Annotated in this window: 17 protein-coding genes, 1 tRNA gene and 1 pseudogene; 6 read left to right on the forward strand and 13 right to left on the reverse strand. The window is 33.1% G+C overall.

Annotation, left to right across the window (positions count from 1 at the left end; genetic code table 11):
* Window positions 1-162 precede the first annotated feature (162 nt).
* A tRNA-Asn gene (locus AB3211_RS02670) sits at window positions 163-237 on the forward strand.
* Between the two features lie 283 nt (window positions 238-520).
* Entirely contained in the window at window positions 521-1,249 is a 729-nt protein-coding gene (locus tag AB3211_RS02675; protein ID WP_367364600.1) for a 3-deoxy-manno-octulosonate cytidylyltransferase, read from the forward strand.
* Between the two features lie 398 nt (window positions 1,250-1,647).
* Here AB3211_RS02675 and AB3211_RS02680 read toward each other — a convergent pair whose 3' ends face one another.
* The 7 genes from AB3211_RS02680 to dapF form a co-directional block, all read right to left on the reverse strand.
* Window positions 1,648-2,388: a biotin--[acetyl-CoA-carboxylase] ligase gene (locus AB3211_RS02680; protein ID WP_367364601.1), complete on the reverse strand. Its 741-nt coding sequence runs from the start codon at window positions 2,386-2,388 to the stop codon at window positions 1,648-1,650.
* A 2-nt stretch (window positions 2,389-2,390) separates the two neighbouring features.
* Entirely contained in the window at window positions 2,391-3,980 is a 1,590-nt protein-coding gene (locus AB3211_RS02685; RefSeq protein ID WP_367364602.1) for an NADH-quinone oxidoreductase subunit N, read from the reverse strand.
* Between the two features lie 254 nt (window positions 3,981-4,234).
* Window positions 4,235-6,031: a penicillin-binding protein 2 gene (gene mrdA / locus AB3211_RS02690; protein ID WP_367364603.1), complete on the reverse strand. Its 1,797-nt coding sequence runs from the start codon at window positions 6,029-6,031 to the stop codon at window positions 4,235-4,237.
* The gene (locus AB3211_RS02695) at window positions 6,021-6,527 is read right to left on the reverse strand and encodes a hypothetical protein (protein WP_367364604.1); all 507 of its coding nucleotides are present in this window, start codon (window positions 6,525-6,527) and stop codon (window positions 6,021-6,023) included. The genes mrdA and AB3211_RS02695 overlap by 11 nt, the downstream gene beginning before the upstream one ends.
* Window positions 6,524-7,480, reverse strand: coding sequence for an NAD(P)H-dependent glycerol-3-phosphate dehydrogenase (locus AB3211_RS02700; protein ID WP_367364605.1), 957 nt, complete (start codon window positions 7,478-7,480; stop codon window positions 6,524-6,526). Before AB3211_RS02700 ends, AB3211_RS02695 begins: the two co-directional genes overlap by 4 nt.
* Entirely contained in the window at window positions 7,477-8,739 is a 1,263-nt protein-coding gene (mtaB, locus tag AB3211_RS02705) for a tRNA (N(6)-L-threonylcarbamoyladenosine(37)-C(2))-methylthiotransferase MtaB (protein WP_367364606.1), read from the reverse strand. Before mtaB ends, AB3211_RS02700 begins: the two co-directional genes overlap by 4 nt.
* Window positions 8,732-9,688 carry a diaminopimelate epimerase gene (gene dapF, locus AB3211_RS07880; protein WP_410521605.1) on the reverse strand — a complete coding sequence of 319 codons (957 nt, stop codon included), beginning with the start codon at window positions 9,686-9,688 and terminating at the stop codon, window positions 8,732-8,734. Before dapF ends, mtaB begins: the two co-directional genes overlap by 8 nt.
* A gap of 130 nt (window positions 9,689-9,818) precedes the next feature.
* Here dapF and AB3211_RS02725 point away from each other — a divergent pair, with 130 nt between their 5' ends.
* Genes AB3211_RS02725 through AB3211_RS02740 form a run of 4 tightly spaced genes read left to right on the forward strand, consistent with a single transcriptional unit; the run spans window position 9,819 to window position 13,461 of the window.
* Window positions 9,819-11,081, forward strand: coding sequence for a M16 family metallopeptidase (locus tag AB3211_RS02725; protein WP_367364607.1), 1,263 nt, complete (start codon window positions 9,819-9,821; stop codon window positions 11,079-11,081).
* Window positions 11,078-11,761 (forward strand): uroporphyrinogen-III synthase, encoded by a 684-nt coding sequence (locus AB3211_RS02730; protein ID WP_367364608.1) that lies wholly within the window; start codon window positions 11,078-11,080, stop codon window positions 11,759-11,761. Before AB3211_RS02725 ends, AB3211_RS02730 begins: the two co-directional genes overlap by 4 nt.
* Window positions 11,742-12,356, forward strand: coding sequence for a hypothetical protein (locus tag AB3211_RS02735; protein ID WP_367364609.1), 615 nt, complete (start codon window positions 11,742-11,744; stop codon window positions 12,354-12,356). Before AB3211_RS02730 ends, AB3211_RS02735 begins: the two co-directional genes overlap by 20 nt.
* Window positions 12,357-12,360: 4 nt before the next feature.
* Entirely contained in the window at window positions 12,361-13,461 is a 1,101-nt protein-coding gene (locus AB3211_RS02740) for a tetratricopeptide repeat protein (protein WP_367364610.1), read from the forward strand.
* A 345-nt stretch (window positions 13,462-13,806) separates the two neighbouring features.
* Here AB3211_RS02740 and AB3211_RS02745 read toward each other — a convergent pair whose 3' ends face one another.
* The 6 genes and pseudogenes from AB3211_RS02745 to AB3211_RS02770 all read right to left on the reverse strand — a co-directional run bounded on the left by AB3211_RS02745 (window position 13,807) and on the right by AB3211_RS02770 (window position 23,877).
* The gene (locus AB3211_RS02745; RefSeq protein WP_367364801.1) at window positions 13,807-16,182 is read right to left on the reverse strand and encodes a penicillin-binding protein 1A; all 2,376 of its coding nucleotides are present in this window, start codon (window positions 16,180-16,182) and stop codon (window positions 13,807-13,809) included.
* 194 nt (window positions 16,183-16,376) lie between these two features.
* Window positions 16,377-17,672: a hypothetical protein gene (locus AB3211_RS02750; RefSeq protein WP_367364611.1), complete on the reverse strand. Its 1,296-nt coding sequence runs from the start codon at window positions 17,670-17,672 to the stop codon at window positions 16,377-16,379.
* Between the two features lie 117 nt (window positions 17,673-17,789).
* Entirely contained in the window at window positions 17,790-19,127 is a 1,338-nt protein-coding gene (gene miaB / locus AB3211_RS02755) for a tRNA (N6-isopentenyl adenosine(37)-C2)-methylthiotransferase MiaB (protein ID WP_367364612.1), read from the reverse strand.
* A gap of 232 nt (window positions 19,128-19,359) precedes the next feature.
* On the reverse strand, window positions 19,360-20,250 hold the full coding sequence (locus tag AB3211_RS02760) for a PD-(D/E)XK nuclease family protein (RefSeq protein ID WP_367364802.1): 891 nt from the start codon (window positions 20,248-20,250) through the stop codon (window positions 19,360-19,362).
* Window positions 20,251-22,728, reverse strand: a pseudogene (locus AB3211_RS02765) (UvrD-helicase domain-containing protein); the annotation flags it as partial.
* 609 nt (window positions 22,729-23,337) lie between these two features.
* On the reverse strand, window positions 23,338-23,877 hold the full coding sequence (locus AB3211_RS02770; protein WP_367364613.1) for a demethoxyubiquinone hydroxylase family protein: 540 nt from the start codon (window positions 23,875-23,877) through the stop codon (window positions 23,338-23,340).
* Between the last annotated feature and the right edge of the window lie 6 nt (window positions 23,878-23,883).

The following is a 23,883-nucleotide window of genomic DNA, read 5'->3' on the forward strand; positions in this document are numbered from 1 at the left end:
GCGTGATATACGTTGCGGGTCGAGATTCCAAGTCTCCTTCAAATTCCTCAGCATAAGCGAATTCTGCAAGAGGTCTATTTATTTTTTATAGATCAAATAAGAAAATACTGGACCATAGTCAAAAGATTTGTTATAAGAAACCTAGTCTATAAAGGCAAATGTTCCTCGGTAGCTCAGTGGTAGAGCAAACGGCTGTTAACCGTTCGGTCGCTGGTTCGAGTCCGGCCCGGGGAGCCATTCAAGACTAGTAGTAGTTTTTTCGAATATATAAAACGGGAAACGCAAGGTAAACTCTAGCTTCTGATCGTTTAGTTTGAGGTTCTGAAATATGAAACTTATCATTTTACGTTTTTGAGGGTTTTCAGAACCTTTGAAAGTCTCATAGGCTTCAGAGGCAAGATTTGTAAGTTGCAGTGGTGTCAGTAAATTTATCATCTGCTTTAATAATTAGCTAATTTCATACTGACAACATTTTACGGCAGATCCATACATGAGGTTAAATATAATTATATGGTAGTTTATGCATTCTGATGTTGCAATTATTATCCCTTCAAGACTTGATTCAGTAAGACTTCCCAAAAAACCTCTACAACTTGTAGGGGGAATCTCAATAATTGAGCGTGTTCTTAGGCAAGTATATTTAACCAAACTAAAAAATATTTATGTGGCAACTGATTCAGAAACTATAGCTAAAAAAGTTACTGATTGCGGTGGACAATTTATTATGACAAACCAAGAATGTCAAACTGGTACCGAACGTGTATACGAAGCATTTCAAGCAATACCTAACAATCACCATATTAATTATATCCTGAATGTACAGGGTGATATGCCTTTTGTTGAACCGGAATCAATTATCAAAGTTATTGAAAACCTAAAGTCCAGTAGCCATGATATTATGACCCCAGTAGTAAAAGTTGGTATAGATGCCGTAAATGGTCATAGTAATGTCAAAGTTATTACTGACCATAATGATAAGGCTTTGTATTTTTCTCGTAGCCTTATTCCTCATGGTGCTGAAGAATTTTTATATCATGTAGGAATTTATGGGTTTCGCAAAGAGGCATTGACTAAATTCATAAACTTACCTATCTCAACCTTAGAATTAACCGAAAAACTTGAGCAACTAAGAGCCTTACAAAATAATATGTCCATAGGGGTATGTTATGTTGACAACATCCCTATCTCTGTTGATACAGCAGAGGATTTAAACAAGGCTATAGAGTTTTATCAAAAAAATATCAGTTAATAACTCACCTTACGCATAACTCCCATGGCAATTTAAAAGTCATAGGAAAAACAGCCTAGCGTCATTGCGAGGAGTCACTTTGTGGCGACGAAGCAATCTAATGAATGTGGATTGCCACTCATAGTACCCTACATTTTTCTATAATCGTCATCGCGAGGCATCTTTAGATGCCGTGGCGATCTAGGTAAACAGCGAAGCTGTTTTTTCTAGTACGCTTCGCGTATCCTGGATTGCCGCGTCGTCGCTTTCAGCGACTCCTCGCAATGACGATCAGTAGCCATTTTAATAGTGGTTATATAAAAAATGTAGGGTACTATGATTGCCACTACACTCACGTGGTTTCGCTAATAGACGTCTTATACTTTTCTGCAATTTTTAAATGCTATACGTAAGGTGAATTAATAAATTATTTCCGTAGCATAATTAACGCAACAAACCTGCCCTGAGGCAAGCTCAATCCTTATGCTCCCGTTTTCATCTATGTCTTTAAAAATTCCTGAGATCTTTGTGTTTCCATCATTTACGGTAACCATCTTACCTAACTTATAAGCTCTTTTAAGCCAATATTGTCTTATTTTACTGAACCCTTCTTGTTTCCATCTACTAAAATATTTTTCAAAGTTAATCATGAGAAGCTCTAATAAATATTCTAGATCTTTTACTTCTATATTCTCATCGGATAAATTGGTTGCCAATTGATCAATATTTAAAGGGCTTCCCTTAACGTTGATGCCAACACCTATAATAAGATAATTATTATCATTTATACTAATAGATTCAAGCAATATACCAGATACTTTCTTGTCGTTTATCAAAACATCATTGGGCCATTTTAATTTGATAGAATTCTCTGATTCCACCCACAAAGATCTTATGGTTTTATAAACAACAATAGCCATAACAAAAGATAATTGTGGAATAAAGTTAAGATCAATCTTATGGTTTAATAATATACTAACATACAAATTTCCTAGACTAGAATGCCAAGTTTTTGTATTTCTCCCACGCGATTTTGTTTGATTTTTAGCAAATATTACATAATTTTTATCAGGACAAGCCTTAGCCATCCTAATAGCTTCAGAACTGGTACTATCTATCTCATCAAAAATTAGTAGATTATATTTTTCCTGCCATGACATAGCTATAAACCATCCATAGTATCAGCAAGTGGCTGGATAAAAACACACAGAAGCAATAAAACTCCAATAATCAAATAGCATATAAATTTTAAGCTCTTAGGTGTTGGTACTAAAACTCGTTTTAAACTTTTATCCACCTCAAAAAAGTACATAGACTTAACTATTTTCAGGTAATAATAAGCCGCTATAACACTTGTGCCAATAGCTATAAATGCTAGAGTAAATTGCTTCTCTATAATAGCCTGATAGAAAACGCTGTATTTCGCAAGAAATCCTGCCAGTGGTGGAATGCCTATCATAGAGAACATGATAATCGCAATCCCAGCAGCTAACGCCTTACGGGTAGAAGCAAGGCCTTTAATATCATCAAAAGTTGCCGAATCTGATTTTTCACCCAGCAGAGTAATTAGGCAGGCAAAAAAGCCAGTGACAGAAGCAGCATAAATAATCATATATAGTAATGCTACCCTATCACCGTGAGGAGTATGAAAAGAAATAGCCATTAAAACATAGCCAATATTTAGAATAGTGCTGTAACCCATTAGCCTTTTAAGGGAGGTTTGTCTAATAGCACCAGCTGCCCCAATAAGCATGGACAAAATCGCAGTGATTTTTATTAGATCAACTGAAATTTGCTTATAATCTCCAATTACCATAGTCATTATATTTAATAATACCACCACATTACCAATTTTTGTGGCAGCAGAGAAATAGGTAATTGAAGGAATGGGAGAGCCTTCATATACATCTAGAGTCCAACTATGCAAAGGAGCAGCTGATAATTTAAATAAGATACCACTTAAAAAAAGCACTAAGCCCATTATTAAACCAATATTTGGCTGCAGTGAATGATTCAATTGCTGAAAAATATTACTATAATCTAAACTACCGCCAAATCCATAAATAAAGGAAATGCCAAATAACGTTAGGCAGCTAATCAAAGACCCAAGGATAAAATATTTTAACGCTCCTTCTGATGCTTTAATATTATTCAGATTAAAGCCAGCTAATACATAGGCTACCAGTGCCTGTAACTCCATAGCAACAAATAAAAGTAAAAAATTACGGGCTGATATAGTAATAAAAACACCAACAGTAGAAAGTAGCACTAAGGTTATAAATTCTGTTTTAAACTCCTCCTTAGTGATTTTACAATATGCCTGATAAATCATCATGGTCATTATTGAAAATAATAAAACAAAGAATTTAAAACCAACAGTAAAATGATTAACGACAAAAGAATTATGAAAAGCTATTACATCATTATCTGAACCTTGTAAAGCAAGATACTGCAACTGTTGAAAAGCAACAATAAGTAATATTGCCGATAGTAATATCTGAGTATACCCTTTGCCTTTCAAGTGTTGGCGTTGTTGTACTTCGGGACTTCGCGTACTCACGTAGGTTTGACTACGCTCCGTTCGCTCGCCACTCGTACGCCTAGCCAACTCTTGAAATTCATCGGGTATATTGCTAATGGTTTTAGTTTTTGTACTAAATAACACTGCATATGTCTGAGTAAACAAAGCTAGTAAGGTCAGCATTATCTCAGGTAAAATAATTACAAATTGTTTAAGAATTGGGTCTGTCATATTGCGAGTTTCTAAGTTTTTATATAAATGCTAATATATACTATAAAATCGCTAGCACTAAGTACGAATAGTAAAAAATATTCAATTATATAGCTCCCGAGTAAGTTCTTGATATTAACTAGTTCCTAAATGTCATTGCGAGGAGGTCATAAGACCGACGAAGCAATCCATAAAAATGGTTAAATTTGGATTGCTTCGTCGCTACTAAAGTAGCTCCTCGCAATGACGGAGAGGCTATCTAGAACCTTAACGGGTTAGCTATATTTATCAAGTACCATAGCCATAATCTTACTAGCTATAGGGGCTGCTGCCCTGCTTCCGCCTCCACCATGATCTACAAAAACTAAAATAGAGTAACGAGGTTGTAGGTAAGGAGCAAACCCAGCGAATATAGCGTGGTTACGCCTTTCCCAAGCAATTGACTCTCTATTTAAATCATCATTGACATTAGCCTTTGATTGCACTTGTGCCGTACCTGTTTTACCAGCTAATTGATGCCCTTCTGTCAAAATTCTACTATAATAGGCAGTCCCACCTTGCGTATTAACTGCTCTATACATGCCTTCTTTTAAAATATCTAGATATTGTTGATTTATATTAACCTGATCAAATACTGGTCCATCTTTTACTGATATATCTTTAGCAATTTTAGGATTATACAATTTCCCATTACTGGCAATTGCCGTTACAAATCTAGCTAACTGGATTGGAGTAGCTGATAAGAATCCCTGCCCTATCGATAAATTAAGAGTATCACCAATCGTCCATTTAGAGTTAAATTTTTTCATTTTCCACTCTTCTGAAGGGATAAAACCTGATGCTTCTCCGGTTAAATCAATGCCAGTTTTTGTACCGAAACCAAAATTTTTTGCCATATCTAATATTCTTTTATGCCCTATTAAGCGAGCTATTTCATACATATAAGTATTACAAGAATGTTTGATAGCATTATACATATCAACGATGCCATGACCATGACGATTCCAGCACCTAGCACTATTATTACCTAATACTGAAGCACCAGTACAATTAACAGTTTGAGTTGGTTTAATGCCATTCTCTAATCCAGCTAAAATTGTAATAATTTTAAAAATAGATCCAGGTGGGTAAGTACTTTGTATGGTCTTATTAATCAACGGCTTATAGGGATCATTGACTAAACTTTGCCAGTAATCTTGGGATAATTTTATAAAATTATTGGCCTCAAATACTGGTGACATAGCCAGCACTAGCACATTACCATTATTGGTATCGATAACTATTGCAGAGCAACCTTGTTTATTTAAGTATGGCTGCACTCTTTGTTGTAGTTCCACGTCAATATTTAGATGTAAGTCCTCACCTTGCTGGCTTTGAATATTGGTAATTTCTCTTACTTGTTTGCCCAAAGCATTTACTTCTATCTGCTTATAACCAAATTTGCCACGTAACTTGTCTTCATAATATTTTTCTACACCAAATTTTCCAATATTAAAATCCCCTAAATTGTTAATTTGTAAATCTTGTTTTTCTTGCTCATTAATCTGCCCAGTGTACCCTATCACATGACAAGTCGCTTCTGAAAAATGGTAAAATCTTGCATAACCAGCATCTACAAAAATAGAACTTAAATTTAACTTTTGTTCTTCAATAAGTGACATTTGTTGCCAGCTAAGATTATCTAGTATAACTAAAGGAATATGTTTATTGGCTTTCTTTATTTTTTGCTTAATGTAATTTTGTTTTTCCTCGGATAATTCTAGGATATTGGCAACTAGAGCTAATTCGTTTTTGTAATCATTGCCATCATGTATGTCAAGTAACAACCTAAAACAAGTTTGGTTTGTAGCCATAATGTTACCGCTGATATCATAAATTTGCCCTCTAAAAGGTGGGATTAGAATAAAACTTATACGATTTTTATCAGATAAAGTACGATATTTATCATTTTCAAGCAACTCCATAAAAAACATTCTTCCAGCCAATAGCGAAAGCAATGTCAGTTTTCCTGAACCTATGAGAAAAGCCCTTCTTGATATTAACTGGCTATATAATATTTTACTATTTAGCATGTTTTCTAAAATATTCTAATGCTTTATCAAGTGGAATTCGTAGCAAATTATATGAGAATATAGTAGTTAGATACTGCATTAACATCATAAAATACCCCTCCGAAGATAAGCCTTTGCTTAAAATTAGCAAATATCTAAAATGTAATATAAAGAAATAATAGAAACAAAAGACGATAAAATTTGTTAAATAACTTCTAAGTACAAAAAATTTTCCTGTGAATTCTAAAATTATGTGAGCAATTATCAGAACCAAAGAATTTGTACCAATTGGCATGGAATATAACTGGTCAAAAATTATTCCTGCTAAAAATATTAGCCAGAAACCAATATGATAAAATGTGGAAAAATAGTAGAGTAAACTAACTTCAAAAGCTGGGAAAATAATAGATTCTCCATTAATTCTAAAATTTTCTAACGGAAAAATTAATAATAACAAACAGAATTCTAATAATATTATTTTACCAAATATTGGTGATAAATTGCCAAAAAACTTCATACTAATTTCAGTTCTTTAATTACTGATGAAATAATCGGTAATGTTAGATCATATTTTCTTATGAGATCCAATACCAGTTTAGCAGATTCTCGACCCTCCACTAAGTATAAATGTTCATTTAAAAATTTATTAACATCTAAATGTTTCCCTAATTCATAACCAAATCTACTATTTCGTGATTCTTTAGAGTAACAAGTTAGCACCAAATCCCCTAATACGCCTGGAGCATATAAAATAGAGCTATCCCCTAGTTCTCCGTCAATGGCCTCAGATAAAATTCTTATTTCTTGAAGCCCCCCCGTTATCAGACCTGCTTTAGCATTTTGTCCATAACCTTTTGCCTCATACCAACCACTTTTTATTGCTACAATATTTTTAACAGCAGATGCCACTTGAATTGCTACCACATAGTCAGTTACAGTAACCTTAAATTGCTGTGATATTAAACTAATTGCCAATCTTCTTGCAAGGTCAATGTCTACAGAAGCAATAGTTACCGAACTTAATAAATTTTGGGCAACTTCTTTAGCTAAGTTAGGTCCAGCAATAAACGCCAATGGATTATTTGGTAATATCTTTTTTACTTTATCGGATAGTAGTTCTGTAGGATCTCTAGAAAAGCCCTTAGTTGCAACTAATAACGCCACATCCTTAGATATCCCAGTATCTTTTAATATATTCAGAGTATCATGAAAAGCAAAAGATGGTACAGCAATAATTATTACTTCTTGATCTAAAATAGCTGCCAACTCACTATAAGGTACTATATTACTTGGTAATGTAATATCGCTACCCAAATATTTGCTATTGGTTTTATTATTTTTTATTTCTTCAACAATATTATTATCACGTAAAAATATTGGAGCATTATCGTAACATCTTGCCACTTGACAGGCTAGTGCAGTTCCCCAACTACCGCCACCATAAACAGCAATATTTTTAAACTTGTTCATACCAAAATTTCTGAAATCATATGATTATCTTCTATAGCAACTAGCCGAGCCTTAACAATTTGTCCTACGTCAAAATTACCTTCAAGTTTTACCGGAATAAAATTTTCTGTATGAGCTATGTTATTTTGTTCTACAAGTAGCTCTACTTCCTGCCCTATATTCTTTTGGAAAAATTTTTGTAATTGTTGTTCCCCGGCAGTTCTTAAAATTTCTGCTCTTGCTTTTCTAATCGATTTTGCTATTTGTGGCATTCTTGCAGCCGGAGTTTCATCGCGTTCAGAATATGGAAAAACGTGTAAATATTGTAAATCTGCCTCAGAGATCAGTCTTTTTGTATTCTCAAACATTGCATCAGTTTCCGTCGGAAAACCAGCTATAATGTCTGCACCGAATGATACATTTGACCTTAAATTACGCAATTTATGACAAAAATCAATAATATTTTGACGATTATGGCGACGTTTCATACGCTTAAGTATCATATCATCACCAGCTTGTAAACTAATATGAAAATGCGGCATAATCTTTGGTACATAAGCCATAAGATCGAACAAATCATCATCGATCTCAGCTACATCAATTGAAGATAATCTAAGCCTCTTTAGTTCTGGAACCAAGCCAATAATTCGTCTAATCATCTGGGCAAAAGTTGGATTTCCTGGCAAATCTGGTCCATAAGCCGTCACATCAACTCCTGTAAATACTACTTCATTGTAACCATTTTCTACTAATGCCCTTAACTGCCGCACTATAACACCCATCGGTACTGACCTACTATTACCTCTACCATAAGGTATCATACAGAACGTACAACGATGATTACAACCATTTTGCACCTGAATGAAGGCACGAGACCTACCGTCAAAACTACTCACCATATGATTAGCAGTTGCAGTAACCGACATTATATCATTTACCACCACTTTTTCTTCGGTAAATTGATAATTGCTAGCAATCAATTTTTCTTCATTACCAATTACTTTATCAACCTCAACCATATTAGCAAAAATAGCTGGGTTATTCTGAGCAGCACAACCAGTAACAATAATTCTTACATCAGGATTATTTCTTTTAGCCTTACGAATTGCTTGACACGACTGTTTTTCAGCTTCCTTAGTAACCGCACAAGTATTAAATACTATGACATTCTCGAGACCAGAAATAGCTAAGTTATTTTTGATCACTTCACTTTCATAAATATTTAATCTACAACCAAAAGTTACAACTTCTTGGGTTACAACTGTTTGTAATTTAGCCATAAAAAAACTCCCCTCGTGAAACTAAAGCGGCAGGACCGGTCATAATTATATTCTCGCCTTGTTTTGACATTTGTAGACTACCTAATTGAAACACCACTTGACAAGGAGAGCTAATAAATCCAAGCTTTACCGCAGAAGCAAAACTAGCACATGCTCCACTACCACAAGCAAGAGTTAAGCCTGTACCTCTTTCCCAAACCGATAAATAAATTTTATTATCCTTGATTGAAGCAAAATTAACGTTAACACCATCAGCAAACAATTCTTTTTCCTGTAATTTCTCTCCTATTATTTCTTTATCTTCAATAGTGAGATCGCTAAAAATAACAAAATGTGGATTACCAATATCGGCACAAATAACTTCCTTGATGTCGATCATATAACGCTCTACAACCGGCCAAATTTTTTCGGATGAAGGCATCCAATCTTCCTCGAAACTAACTATCCCGCTATCTACTTCAATCTCGTTCTCATTCAGTATCTTACAAGATAATTCTTTTCCGTATATTAGATCTCTTGCAGAATTAGCTTCTGCTGAGGAATTTGTAGGAGACACTTCACTACGAACCGGAGCGTACTCTAGTTTTGTTACGGATTCGAGTACCGGATCGACACACAAATTACCAGCAGAAGTAGAATTATGTAAGGGGTCTACCCTCAAAGTGATTTCCTTTATACCTAAATCAAGATATATCAGCTTGGTAAGACATCTTGAAGCATTACCACATAATTTGGCACTTGATCCATCTTGGTTATATATAATCATCTCATAGTAATTTGGTTTTTTATCATAAATAATGAACTGATCACAACCAATACCAGTATGGCGATTGGCAATCTTTAGAGATAATTGTTGCAAATCACAATTTTTAGGTAAATCACGCTGGTTGATAATCACGAAATCGTTACCTAATCCATGCATTTTAGCGAAATTGATTTTTTGGGACACGAAAATATCTTTAGTTGTTTGAGGTTATTATACTAAATATTATGAAATTTATGTAGAAAATAATAGACCTATTGCATAACTAGTTGTAAAGAGTTATTTTAAGGTCATTGGAATCTAAATAAGTGATAAAATGACTTTCAACTCAAGCAAACTTAACAATGGACTAACCGTTGTTACTTACCATATGTCTAATGTAAATTCTGTAGCTATTAATGTCATTGTCAATGTAGGTAGCCGCTATGAACAATCTTCAGAAATAGGCATATCCCATTTTCTTGAACATATGGCATTTAAAGGCACAACAACTAGGTCTGCTAAACAAATTGCTGAAGAATTTGACTCTATAGGAGGACATTTTAATGCATATACCTCGCATGAACAAACTGTTTATTATTCAAAAATATTGAATGAAAACTGCTATAAAGCTTTAGAAATACTGGCGGATATCATACAAAATTCAGTTTTTTCAAAGGAAGAAATAGCCAAAGAATATCAGGTGATTCTACAAGAAATTGCTCATGTTCAAGATAACCCTGATGAACTTATCCACGAAAAATTTTACAGTAGTGCTTATGAGAATCAAGCACTTGGCAGGTCAATTCTAGGAACTCACGACAGTTTGGCTAAATTTGATAGAGAACATTTTAGTAATTATGTTGACAAACATTATAATGCCGAAAATATTTACTTATCAGTAGCAGGAAATATTTCCCATGAGCAAGTTGTAGAATTTGCCAAAAAATTATTTTGTTCATTAAAAAATAAACAAAATAGTCATTTTGAGAAAGTTAGATATACTGGGGGACATAGCTTTATCACTAAAAATCTTGAGCAAACTACCCTAGTTCTAGGTTTTGAGAGTGTGCCATATTTTAACATACAACAATTATATCATACGCAAGTTCTTTCACTAATACTTGGTAATGGTATGTCATCGAGATTATTTCAACAAATCAGGGAAAAACTTGGACTGGTTTATTCAATTGGTAGCTATAATAGCTCCTACTATGATAGTGGAATTTTTGGCATATATGCCTCCACTAATCATGATAAACTACCATTCCTTGCAGAACAATTAGTTAATGAAATAAAAAAAATTTCTACAGACATCAAAGACTCAGAAATTGATAGGGCTAAAATACAACTAAAAACTAGTATCTATATGGCTCAAGAAAAATCTTCTTATAAATCAGAAGAAATTGGTAAGAATTTTGCTGTTTTTGGCAAATATATACCTACTGAACAAATTATTGAACATATTATGAATATAACAAAACAAGATCTAATAAATATTGCTAACAAAATATTTGTTACAAAACCTACTTTATCTATTATTGGTCCTAAACCACTTGCCATAGATTATCAAGAATTATGCCATAAGCTAGCTCTATGAAATCGGTGCTATTAACTAGAAGTTTAGAGGATAATGATGAAATCATTAGAGAATTGGAGAAAAATTGTAGTTTTAAATATATCTGTTCTCCTTTAGTGGAATATCAAGCTTTGCCATTAAATAGCACTATTTTGCATAATTATGTTAACATAATTGTCACCAGTAAATTTGCTGCTAGAATCCTTGCTGGACATCAAGAGGTAGAACAAAAGAACGTATGGATAGTCGGCAATTCATCAAAGTTAATTCTAGAACAAAAAAATTTTGTAGTACGATATGTTGCTACAAATATTCAAGATCTACTAGAAAACATTCCTCAAGAAATATATGATCAAACCATATATTTATCGTCAAATGAAATTACTCAAGATTTGCCCCAAAAAATAAAAAGACACATTATTTATCAGGTAAAATACGCGACCCAGCTATACCAAATAGCAGAGATTGAAAAGGGCATCAATTTTATTTTACTATATTCACAGAACAGCACTAAGACTTTCATTGAATTATTAATAAAAAATAATTTGCTAAAACTACTAGATAATAGTTTAGTGATTACTATAAGTGAAAAAGTGGCAAATATTATTAGATATTTTGCCAAAAATGTGGTTTATTGTGATAATGGACAGCCACAACAAATGTTAGAGTTATTAATTTATAATGCAAAAATCAGAAACTAATATAATAAAAGTTCGTAGTAATAATCCTATTATTCTCACAATTATTCTAATTGTGTTATTTGCAATATCGGTAACATATATGACTTTTTTAAATAATAAAAAGGTCGATTCTGAATTACCCAATAATACAACTATTTCTAAAACAGAAGATATGTCAGAACATGATGTAATTCAAGAAGATAATAGTCCAGAACAAGAAAAGGTCTTATTAAACCACCAGCCCGAACCATCTAAGACCCCCCCTAATTATACCATTTATTTACTTAGCGTTAATCTTTTAGTGATGAATTTTTTACAAGATAAAGATTATACACAGCAAATTCGTCAAATTGAAACTGTAGAGTTACCTACAAAAATAAAAAATATTTTGCTAGACCTACACAATTATAATGAAAATTATTTACTTAATAATAGTTTAGGTTTAGTCAAGATCTTTCCAAAAGCAAATTGTTGGATCGAGAAATTTATTAAGATTGAAAGAAAATCTAGTTTTACCAAAGATAAAGAAAAACTAAAGTTGAGAATAATAGGCGATCTAGATTTTTTTATTAATTTCTTTTATTCAGAAGAATTACAGCAAAAATTTGTAGAGTAAAATAATGATAAGATTATTAATAATTTGTATTACATTTTTGTTATTATATTTAGGCTTTTCTGTCTTAAATCAGCTTGACTCAACATTAACCTTAAATTTATATGATTATTATATAGAAACCTCCTTTTTTACTTTCATTATTTTATATATATTATTTACACTTTTTAGTGCTATTTTTTTAAAAATAATATTTCTAATTATTGACCTACCTGCTAATTTAAAAGATCTTTTCTTTTCCAAAAGAGCCACTACTGATAATTACCTACTGATGAAGGCTATGGCAGAATATATTGCTGGTGAAAAATCAAAGTCAGTAGCTTTGATCCAAAAAATAGCTTACCGTTTAAGCGAAGAAAACAAGGTATTTCATACTTTACTTTTAGCAGAAGCAGAATTAGATCCTTCAATAAGAATAAAATATTTTCAGGAATTAGAGCAATCTAAACATTATAGTGCCTTTGTTACCAAAAGACTTGCACAAATATTTTATCAAAATAATATGTATGAAACAGCTGAGAATTATGCTGTTAGATCATTTAACCTAAATGAATTTGATAGTGAAACTTTAGAAATTTTACTTGATTGTTATGCTCAACTTTCTCTGTGGACAAAATTTATCTTTGTGGTATCTAAACTTAGCAGAGTTGACGCACAAAAACTAGACTCTATAAAGAACAAAATTGCTGATTACTATGTTGACGCTGCCAAAAATATGCTGGAAGCTAATGAAGAAAAAGATGCTATACATTATTTAGAATCAGCTATTAAACTTATACCTTCACATACCTTCGCATTAAATCTTTATCTACCTCTAAATTCTTCTAGCTGGAATAATAAAAACATTGAAATATTAAAAGCTGCCTTCGCACATAACCCTTCTTTTGAGATTGTAGAATTATATAAACAATTCTCCTCTGTAACCCCTTCAAGAATTTACGAAGATCTAGCAATTTTAGTGAATCCTAAACAATATTTAGGGCTATTTTTAGCTATAGCCGTTTATTTAGACTTACCGGAAAAGATTAAAAATCTTAAAAATGAACCTGAACTATTACCTTTTCATGATATACTAGTCGTAAATGAAGAGTTGATAGACGAAGATTAAAATTATGATAGTAGAGTAGGAGTCAAAGGGCATAGTACCCTACATTTTTTGTGTAATCGTCATCGCGATACACCTACAGACACCACAATCGTCATTGCGAGGAGTCGCTGAAAGCGGCGACGCGGCAATCCAAGATACGCGAAGCGTTACTCTAAAAAAACAGCTTCGCTGTTTACCTGGATCGCCACGGCATCTAAAGACGCCTCGCGATGACGATTATACAAAAAATGTAGGGTACTATGGTCAAAGGGGTCGAGGTGCTAGGCGTACATTTAGTACGTGGCTACCTACGATCCCTGAAGACGACAACGCAATTCTTGATTTTCTATCTGAGTATATTTGAGCTTAATATATCTCCTGAGAAGTATCTTTTTCGGGAGGGATATTATGGAAAGCATCATTATCTTGACCTTGGTTTTCTTCTTGATAATCTAATACTGGTATATCATGAATTTTGAATGCTTCCATAATACTACTAGAAGAAGTAACTTTACCAGTTGTTGGATTTATTGGTAACAATCTAATTGATTCTGGTACTTTAAATGCCAGTGATGGAATATCAGAATAAGCCTTCTCCATAAAATCAATAAATATAGGCAAGGCAACACTTGACCCTGTTGCAGTTTTTCCTAGTGTTTTTGGCGTATCATAACCAATATATGTTCCGACAACTATTTTTGGAGTAAAACCAATAAACCAAGTATCCATACTATCGTTGGTAGTACCACTTTTGCCAGCTATAACCTTAGCAAGTTTTTTTGCAGTGGTTGCCGTACCTCTTTCAACTGCTCCAGTGAGAAATGAGATAATCTGATAATCACTTGCTTCATCGGTAATCATCCGATAGTCGGGTTGAGGTAGGATAGGGAGTGATAAGTTATCAGTAAGCTGGGAGTCAGATACATTACAATTTTTACATTCTCTATTATCTCTACGATAAATTATTTTACCATTACGATCTTTAATTAGCTCTACGAAATGCGGCGTAACTTTTTTTCCTGAATTGGCAATTATTGCATAAGCATTGGTCATTTTTTCTAGTGTGGTTTCGAGCGAACCAAGTACCATAGAATAAAATCTCTTCGGCTCATTATTAATACCAAATCGCTTGATTATCTCAGCAACTTTGCTTAGTCCTATAGCTTGTGCTACCCTAACAGTAACAAGATTTCGTGATTTCTCAAGACCACTGCGCATAGTAATTGCACCTAAAAAATTCCCTTTATAATTTTTTGGTCGCCAAACTGGCATGCCAGGACCTTGCGGAATCTCTACTGGACCATCTTCAAAGATTCTATTTGGCTGGATTGCGTTTTCTAAAGCAGCAAGATAAACAAAAGTTTTACTGAGTGACCCTGGTTGTCGCAGTGCCTGAGTAGCACGATCAAATTTACTAACTGTGAAATCATATCCACCAACGCTGGCAAGTACCTGACCTGTTGTAGGATTCATCACTATAATCGCACCATTAACGGTAGGAATTTGCCTTAATCCGTAATTAGCATTTACTTTTTCGACTACTACAACATCACCTTTCTTTAAAAGAGTTTTTACTGATTTAAGATCACTTTTTGCCCACTTCATTTCTGATAAAACTATTTTTGACTGACTCAAGTCACAAAGACCAATTTCTGCTTGATTATCCGAAACATTTAACACAACAGCTAACTGATATTCTAAAATAGCTGGAGGCTTTGCTACTTTATTTAAATTATCTTGCCAGTTATTTAGATCAATATTAGTTATGACTCCTCTAAAACCATGCTTCCTGTCATATGCTCTTATGCCTTGCCTAAGAGCATTTTCTGCAGCTTGCTGATAACCAGCATCAAGTGAAGTAATGACCGTTAACCCTCCAGTATAGAAATATTCTTTACTGCCAATTTTACTAATGACTTCTTCCCGTACTTGCTCAGCATAATAACCGGCTGTAACGGTTTCGTTACGATCCCGCTTTTGCAAAGTAATAGGGCTATCTATTGCTTCTTTTGCTGTTTCTTGCGTTATATAACCATCTTCCAACATTCTCATAATAACATAATCTCTACGATCTTTCACCCTAGCATAATTTCTCTCCGGATTAAAATTTGATGGTGCTTTTGGTAGACCAGCGATAAAAGCTGATTCGGCAACAGTTAAATCTTCAATAGACTTATTAAAATAATTCTGAGCAGCCATGGCAACTCCATAAGCTCCCCTACCAAAAAATGTTTGATTAAGATATAACTCCAAAATTTGATCTTTAGTAAAGGTTTTTGATATCCTATAGGATAAAATTGCCTCTTTGATCTTACGTTCTATTGATACTTCAGAGGTTAATAAAAAATTCTTGACTACTTGTTGAGTAATAGTTGACCCTCCTTCTACTCTACGATGATGCAAAATATTAGAGATATTGAATATGGCTGCTCTGATTATACTTATAAAATCAACTCCTGGATGTTCAAAAAAATTCTTATCTTCTGCTGAAATAAACGCTTCTATAAGAGAGCGTGGTACACTACTAATAGGTACAAAAACTCTACGTTCCAAAGCATATTCCTCCATTAATTTTCCATTTTGTGCATAAACTCTTGTTACCGATGGTGGATGATAATCGGCAAGTTGAGAATAATCAGGTAGATCTTTAGAGTAATGATACAACAAATATATACAAGCACTAAGAGCTATTATGCCTGATATTATAAATAATTTAAAAGATATATAAAAAAATTTGAGCATTTTTGACAAAGTGTTTCTCACATTTATTTAAGTAAAAGTTTTATCTTAGATAATATTTCTGCTATCAGCTTTTTGTCTATAGTCAATTCAGGAGAATTGGGTAGCAGGAGCGATGGAGCGACACCTATATGTAATAGGCGAGCGATCGAAGACAACACTACCTACTTCTCCTCAATAGACTATAAAGTAAATTTCTAGTCCATATCTGAAACTTGACCTAAAAGCATTTCCATTTTCATATCTATTTCATTAAATACTCTTGTAAAAAAAGGATTTAAGTGATCAAAAATATGCATCGAATGTTCTTCAACTTGTTTAATAAATTCTGAAGTCCATTTATATGAACTTGCACTAGGCATGAGTCTTAAAGATGAGTCATTATCTGAAACGCGATCTAAAGTCTGTGTCAATTTATTCATTTTTAAGTTATATTGTTCTATTTTGTCACTAAATTTTGCATATTGCGGATCTATTTCATTTAAAGCTATGATCTTAACATCCTTAATAGCATCATCTGTTAGCTTGCCATCATAAGCAATTTCATTAATGCATCTCGCTAAATATGCGAGCCCACCACCAGAACCAACGCAATCTATTAAATAAACTTTGTGATTTTTAACATACTCTTTAGTAATTCCCATATGACGCATATATTCCTTATATATATCATGTGATTCACAGGTTAATACATTTTGAATAATACCGGTGAGCTGATCTTCTTTAATTTGATCAGGATGACCTGAAATTGCTAGGGATACGGTTTTTATATTTGGTTTAGTATGGGTAGTAATTTTTTCGAAAGGATAGCGAATTAGCTGAGGTGTGTTGCCTACAAATACTACAACATCACCGTCAGAAACAATTTTCTCTATTTTTTGTGCCGCTACTACCACATCATGTATTGTATTATCTTCTGATATTCTAGTATCATGATGTTCTAAATTAGTATGAATATAATTAGATACTATCTTATATTTTTTGGTTAAGCTTAATGCTGCTGTCCATTCTTCTTCTGAAACAAGGTTAGGCTGGATTATAGATCTTAATCTTTCTAATTGTTGGCTATCTACCATAAATTGAAAAAAATTTGTTATTTCAAAGGAAAATATTCCGCTTTTAGAGATATTCTCCCATGATCTAGGGTCAGCATGAAACATTTTTTTAGTTTTTTCTATTATTTCTGAATCTACAATAGCGTCTATTATTTCATCTTTGTCATTTAAGACCTTGTAAGTAATATTGTCTGAGGTTAATTCAACTGGCTGCATGGTAACTGCAGTAGATATACAATCATCAGAATATTTTTTAGTACTTATGTATATTGATGAATCTTTAATAAAGTTTAAAAACTTTGGAGCTAGTTTTAGAATCCTAATATAATTTGCTACTCGGATTTTTAGGTCAGGGTTGCAATCAGCATAAGGAGTATCGGCAGTGTTTATATCATCTTCTGTTATAGAAGATAGTAATTCATTAGGGGTCATAGGCATATTAGTTCCTTTTTTTAATTATAGGTAACATAGTAACATATAATAAACCGTAGTCAACGGTTTTGTCTTCATATTCCTGACAGATAATTTTAACCAAACTATAAAATTAAATTCAGGTCACAGCACCATTTCTCCGCTCAAACTACTTGCCCCAGCCTTGATAATTTTTACATCGATAATCTGACCGAACAAATCTCTTGCAGGGTTTATTACATGCACCGACTGCATATAACATGTTTTCCCTATCAGTTGATTGTCCAATTTACCGTCACGATCAAACAATACTGGCATTATTTTACCAATACAACTTTCATTAAACAATAATTGTTGGCGAGAGATTTCTTGCTGTAAAATTGCTAAACGCCTAGATTTGATATGTTCAGGCACTTGCTCTTTAACCGCAGCAGGTGTACCAGGTCTTGGACTATATTTAAAAGAATAACACTGACCATAACCAACCTTCTTTACTAGATCTAAAGTATCAGCAAAGTCTTCATCCGTTTCTCCGGGGAATCCTACAATAAAGTCAGATGAAAAGACTATATCTCTTCTCGCATTTCTTAAACGATTAATAATATCGAAATAATAATCTCTGTTATGTCTACGATTCATTGATTTTAAAATTTTGTCAGAACCTGACTGTACTGGCAAGTGTAAAAACGGCATTAATTTTGGTTCAGACCCATGTAACATAATTAAATCTTCTGTCATATCAATAGGATGAGAAGTAACGTATCTAATACGCTCAAGATTTGGTATTTCTGCTACGTAGCTGATTAGATCTGCTAAACTACACTCTTTGCCTTCAATAGTTTTTCCATGATAAGCATTAACATTCTGACCTAGCAAGATTACTTCTTTTATTCCGTTTGAAACGGATTTTACAATTTCTATGTATATTTGTTCTAGATTCCTTGAAAATTCTGCACCCCGAGTATAAGGTACAACACAGAAAGTACAAAATTTGTCGCAACCTTCCTGAACTGAAATAAGGCTACTTACCCCTTGTATATTAGACTGTTCAGGCAGCTTATCAAATTTAGCTTCTTCAACAAAATCTAATTTAATTACATGTTTTTCATGTCTAGCAATCTTTGCTATCAACTCTGGTAAATCGTAGTAAGATTGTGGTCCTACTACTATATCTACGTAACTTGCTCTTCTAAAAATTTCATCACCTTCAGCTTGTGCAACGCATCCAGCAACAGTAACGATTACATTACCTTCTCCCTTTGACTTTCTATCATCTTTAATTTGTTTGATGCGACCAAGCTCGGAATACATTCTTTCTGCAGCTTTCTCCCTAATATGACAAGTATTTAAAATAATCATATCAGCTTGGTGCATAGAATCAGTTGGCTGATAACCGAATGGCTCTAGCAAATCCTGCATCTTGATGGAGTCATATACATTCATTTGACATCCATAAGTTTTAATAAAAAGCTTTTTTTTCACGTTTTTTACTTAACAAAAATAAATTAGGTTGCATTATATATAATACTGTAAAAAAGATGACATATTTTTTTTGGAATGATTTTATTTAAGGTTTGGAAAGTTATGAAGCTTATAGCACATATGTTTGTGTAATACTCTAACTATGATAATACCAGCCTCTTGTTTTAGATAATATAACACGAAAGTTCGATGTAACTTGTTACATCGAATTCAGGTGATTATAGGTTGAAGGTTAACTAATAGTCATAAAATTGGCATTTTCTAGCCATAGAATTTTGCAAATGATTTCACTGTTAGGATACAGTTTTGCTACTATATGTCGATAAAAATTCAACTGATCAATATAAGATTCCTTAACTAATTGACAGGTTTTAGGTGGACTAGCATCAGATTTGTAATCAATAATGGTTATTTTCCCCGTATCAATAGCAAGTAAATCAATTCGTCCTATCTTAATCTCATCATTTATAGTTGTTCCTATCGTCACCTCAGTTTTTAGTTCCTGAGAAATAAGTGCCATAAATTCTATATTATTCAGTAATTTATCAATATTGCTATGAATCTTTTCTTGCAGAGTTGTTGGTAACTTGTAAATAAACGGATGTTTATTCATACTAGAAAAATCATTGATCTTTGTGGCATCTTCTAGAATTTTATGAAATATCTTACCATATTCCAAATGATCATTAACTATAAGAGGAGAATTGACTGAATAATTTTGCTTTGTATTTTTGGTGATTTTATTAATTAAAAAAAGATTTGGTATCCAATTTTCAATATCATTCCCGCTGTCTTCAATGTCATCCCTGCAATGGTTTATGTCATCCCTGCGAAGGCAGGGATCTAGAGCACCCTTCTGGTTTATTTCTTTAGATTCCTGCTTTCGCAGGAATGACATCGTTTCATCGTATATGTCATTCCCGCTTCCCTTTATGTCATCCCTACTTTCCTTTATGTCATTCCCGCGAAGGCGGGAATCTAGATCCCTGTTTTCGCAAGGGTAACACTCTATGGTACTTACATCCTGCACCGAAGCAAGATGACATAGCCCATTTCCATTTCCTTCAATAATTGATTCATAAACTATAATACCATTTTCCTGTACCTTCCCGTGCATATTCATTGTCCTAGCAACCAACTCATACCAACAATTTTGTGGCAGCTTACTACTTGACTGATAACCACATATCACTAAATGGTCTTCGGCTCTAGTCATTGCAACATAAAGTAGTCTGATATATTCTTGTAAGTCTTTTTGTTGCTCCTTTTCTTTGAGAGCTTTAAAGAATTCTGGGCTATTGGCTGATTGAGTGGTAGAGAACACTTGATTTTCGTCCCAAATGAATTTATTACTATTAGTTGGTACTGAACTAGTATCGCACAAAATAACAATAGGTGCTTGCAGACCTTTAGAAGCATGCACGGTCATAATTTTTATCTTACTTGACGATTCTAAGTTTCTTTTAATCTCAATTTTGTTATTTTCAAACCAATAAACAAAGCTTTGCAAAGAGCTATCTATATTATTAGCATAATTGCTACTCAAATATATCAATTCATTTATTACGTCATTACTATCAAATCCATTAGATTCAACTAAAACTTTTCTAACATCCAAACAATCGACAATAAGTGAAAAAAAATTCTCACAATTGGCAACCTTGTATAGTTGCAAGAAATGACACAGTTTCTTATATATACTTGCATAGTCTGGGATAGTTTGTAGGTAACCCCAAATAGAATTCTTGCCTCGAGAAATTGCAATAGTTTGTAGTGCCTGTTCACTCATACCGATTATTGGTGATTTTAACAGACTAGCCAAATTCAAATCATCTTGAGGTAGTAGTACAAATTTCGCTATGCTCATTAAGTCTAATACTGACAAACTTTTATTTAAAGTGATCCGATCAACATCTTCTACTGACAAACCATATTGCTTAAGGCAGTTAATAATCTCAAAAATCAACTCATCTCTCTTGCGTACCAAAATCATAAAATCTGATTCTTTGACTTCGGAATTAGTAGCAGGCAGGATTCTTCGACTTGCTATTTGGCTTTTTATAAAACTAGCAATTTGTTGTGCAAGTAATTGCTGAGCAGATTTGGATTTATTATGCTCTTCTAGTAAAGGCCAAAACAACTTATTCTCTTTTTCACCCTTAACTAATGGCCAAACTTCAACTCTACCTTTATGAGTTTGACGAAATGGCAAAATTTTAGGATTATCAGATGTAAATAATTGTGGGGTAGTATGTTTAATTTGTTGAAAAATTAGATAGACAATATCAATAATTTCTTTAGTAGATCTATAAGACCACTGGAGGGTAATATTTCTGAAATTCTTATTTGCATCAGATAGGTTTTTGTACAAATTTTCATTAACATAACTAAAAGAGCTAAGATCTGCTCCTTGGAAGCTAAAAATCGACTGTTTCTCATCGCCTACGACAAAAATAGTACTTTTTTGCTTAGTGCTAGAAGTAAAGTCTGCTATAATTGCAGTGATAATGCCCCATTGTTCCGGGCTAGTATCTTGTGCTTCATCAACAAGCAAATGGTCAATCCCGCCATTAAGTTTATAAGCCACCCAATTTTTTGCAGCATTATCCGTTAATAATAACTGCGTAAGATAAATTAAATCATCATAATCAAGCAAACTATGCTGGGTTTTGTAGGAATCATATTTATCAAGAAAAATCTTTGCCAAGTTACGTAACGAATTTGAGTAATTCTCCATATCTTGCATTTTAGCTTGTTGATCTAGCTGAAAAATTTTCTCTTGAATATATTCAAGTTCATTCAATAACTTTGGGTACTGCATTGCCACAGATTTAGGCAATATGTTCTTACGCTTCAGGTTTTCTTTAGTAAGGAAAAATTGTTGAATTTCTTGATCTAGGTCAATAGATATTGAGTATTTTGCTAATAATTGCTTAGCTTGGTCATAAATATTTGATAATTGTGCAAAAATAGTTTGAGCATCGTACTCTACAGAATCCATTTGTTTGGCAAATAATTTCTTAAACTTAATTTTTTGCTGGATTATTTCAGAGAAAATATCATTGATAGTTGTTTCATGGAAATTTGTCAGAAAAAAACTAATCAGCTCATTATAAGTCGGATCTAAATAGATTTGGTTTCTTATTTTGCTAAGAACCCCTTGTGCTGTAATCTCGTCAAGAATCTGAAATTTTGGATTAATACCAACTTCAAAAGGAAATAATTTAAGCATCTTCTGACAGAAAGCATGGATAGTGTAAATATTAATACCATCTTCAGAGTTTAGTAGTCTGTGATATAAAGTTTTGGTATATTGTACCTCACTTTCTAAAGGCTCTCTAGTAAGTAATAAACCTAACTCTTCAGTTAATTTAGCGGTTTCGTTTGCAGCAAATTTAGCAAGCTTATTTTTAATCCTACTCTGCATTTCAAGGGTGGCTGCATTAGTAAAAGTTAAGCATAGGATCTTTTCAAATGGGACTCCCTTAATTAGTAACCGCAGCACCCTATCTGTTAAAATTTTGGTTTTGCCTGTACCAGCTGAGGCAGAAACCCAAACAGAATATTCTGGGTCAGATGCTTGTTGTTGTAATTCATTCATTTAATTCTTATATCGAACTGGCTTTGTTATAAGGAAAAATGCACTCTTGAAACGGCTGGCACGAATGCATTTTAACTTTTTTTATCATTCAATATGTGATTTTAATAATTAAAATCACATATTGAATGGAGTGTTATATTTTAACAATCAGGTGGGCAGCCGCTTCAAACCTGATTGTTAAAATATAACACGAAAGTTCGATGTAACAAGTTACATCGAATCAGGTTATTTGAGTTAACTTAAATTCAATAATCAAGTTTTTTTCTGAAGGGCTACAATTCATGGCAGTGTATGTCATCCCTTCCTTACGATGTCACCCCTGCGAAAGCAGGGGTCTAAAAAAGTCTAATACTAATTATCTTTCAAAATAGAATTAACATGGTATCATTTAGTATTAGGTCTATCATTAGTTAGAATTAAATTATTAATTCTATTTTGAAAGATAATCAGTATAACACACCTTCTTGGTCTATTTTTCTTAGATTCCTGCCTACGCAGGAATGACATAAACCCTACAATCCCTTCGCAGGAATGACATCTTCTCAGCTTCTTTTCATGACTTTTAAACTGTCCTGAATTGTATAATTCAATAAAAACTTGATTATCGAGTTAAACTTTTTTACTCACATTAATAGCCATATTACACATTAATTTAATAACTTTATTGATTAAGGAAGCAAATACTACCTTACTGCTACCTTGTACTAGAGCTATATCTTTATGTTCAATTTCCTCAGCCTGAAATTGTTTTATGCTATCTACTAATTCTTTCTCTAAATTATACAATTCGAGATAATCTATTTGTTTTTGATAATGTTGTTCAATCACTTCTTCTACACTTTGCGTTAATAGCATGGCAGTTTTTGTTCCTATCAATATCGATCCACTACCAAGTATATAGCCAATAATATGCCAAAATGGTATCAAAATAGTTGGTCTAACATTACGTTGTAATAACAAATTAGTAAAGTAGCTCAAATGTACTTCTTCTTGCTGCATCATATGTTTTATTGTAGAGGAAGCTTCGTGGTTTTTGCAATAATTTAATTGCCCTTGATAAATTCGTTTAGCCCCATATTCTCCAGCATGATTCACTCTAATAATTTCTTTTATAATATTGTCTGAATTGATGAAATCTGGTCTTGCCATATGCTG

The organism is Candidatus Tisiphia endosymbiont of Nedyus quadrimaculatus (assembly GCF_964059235.1).
Classification (GTDB): domain Bacteria; phylum Pseudomonadota; class Alphaproteobacteria; order Rickettsiales; family Rickettsiaceae; genus Tisiphia.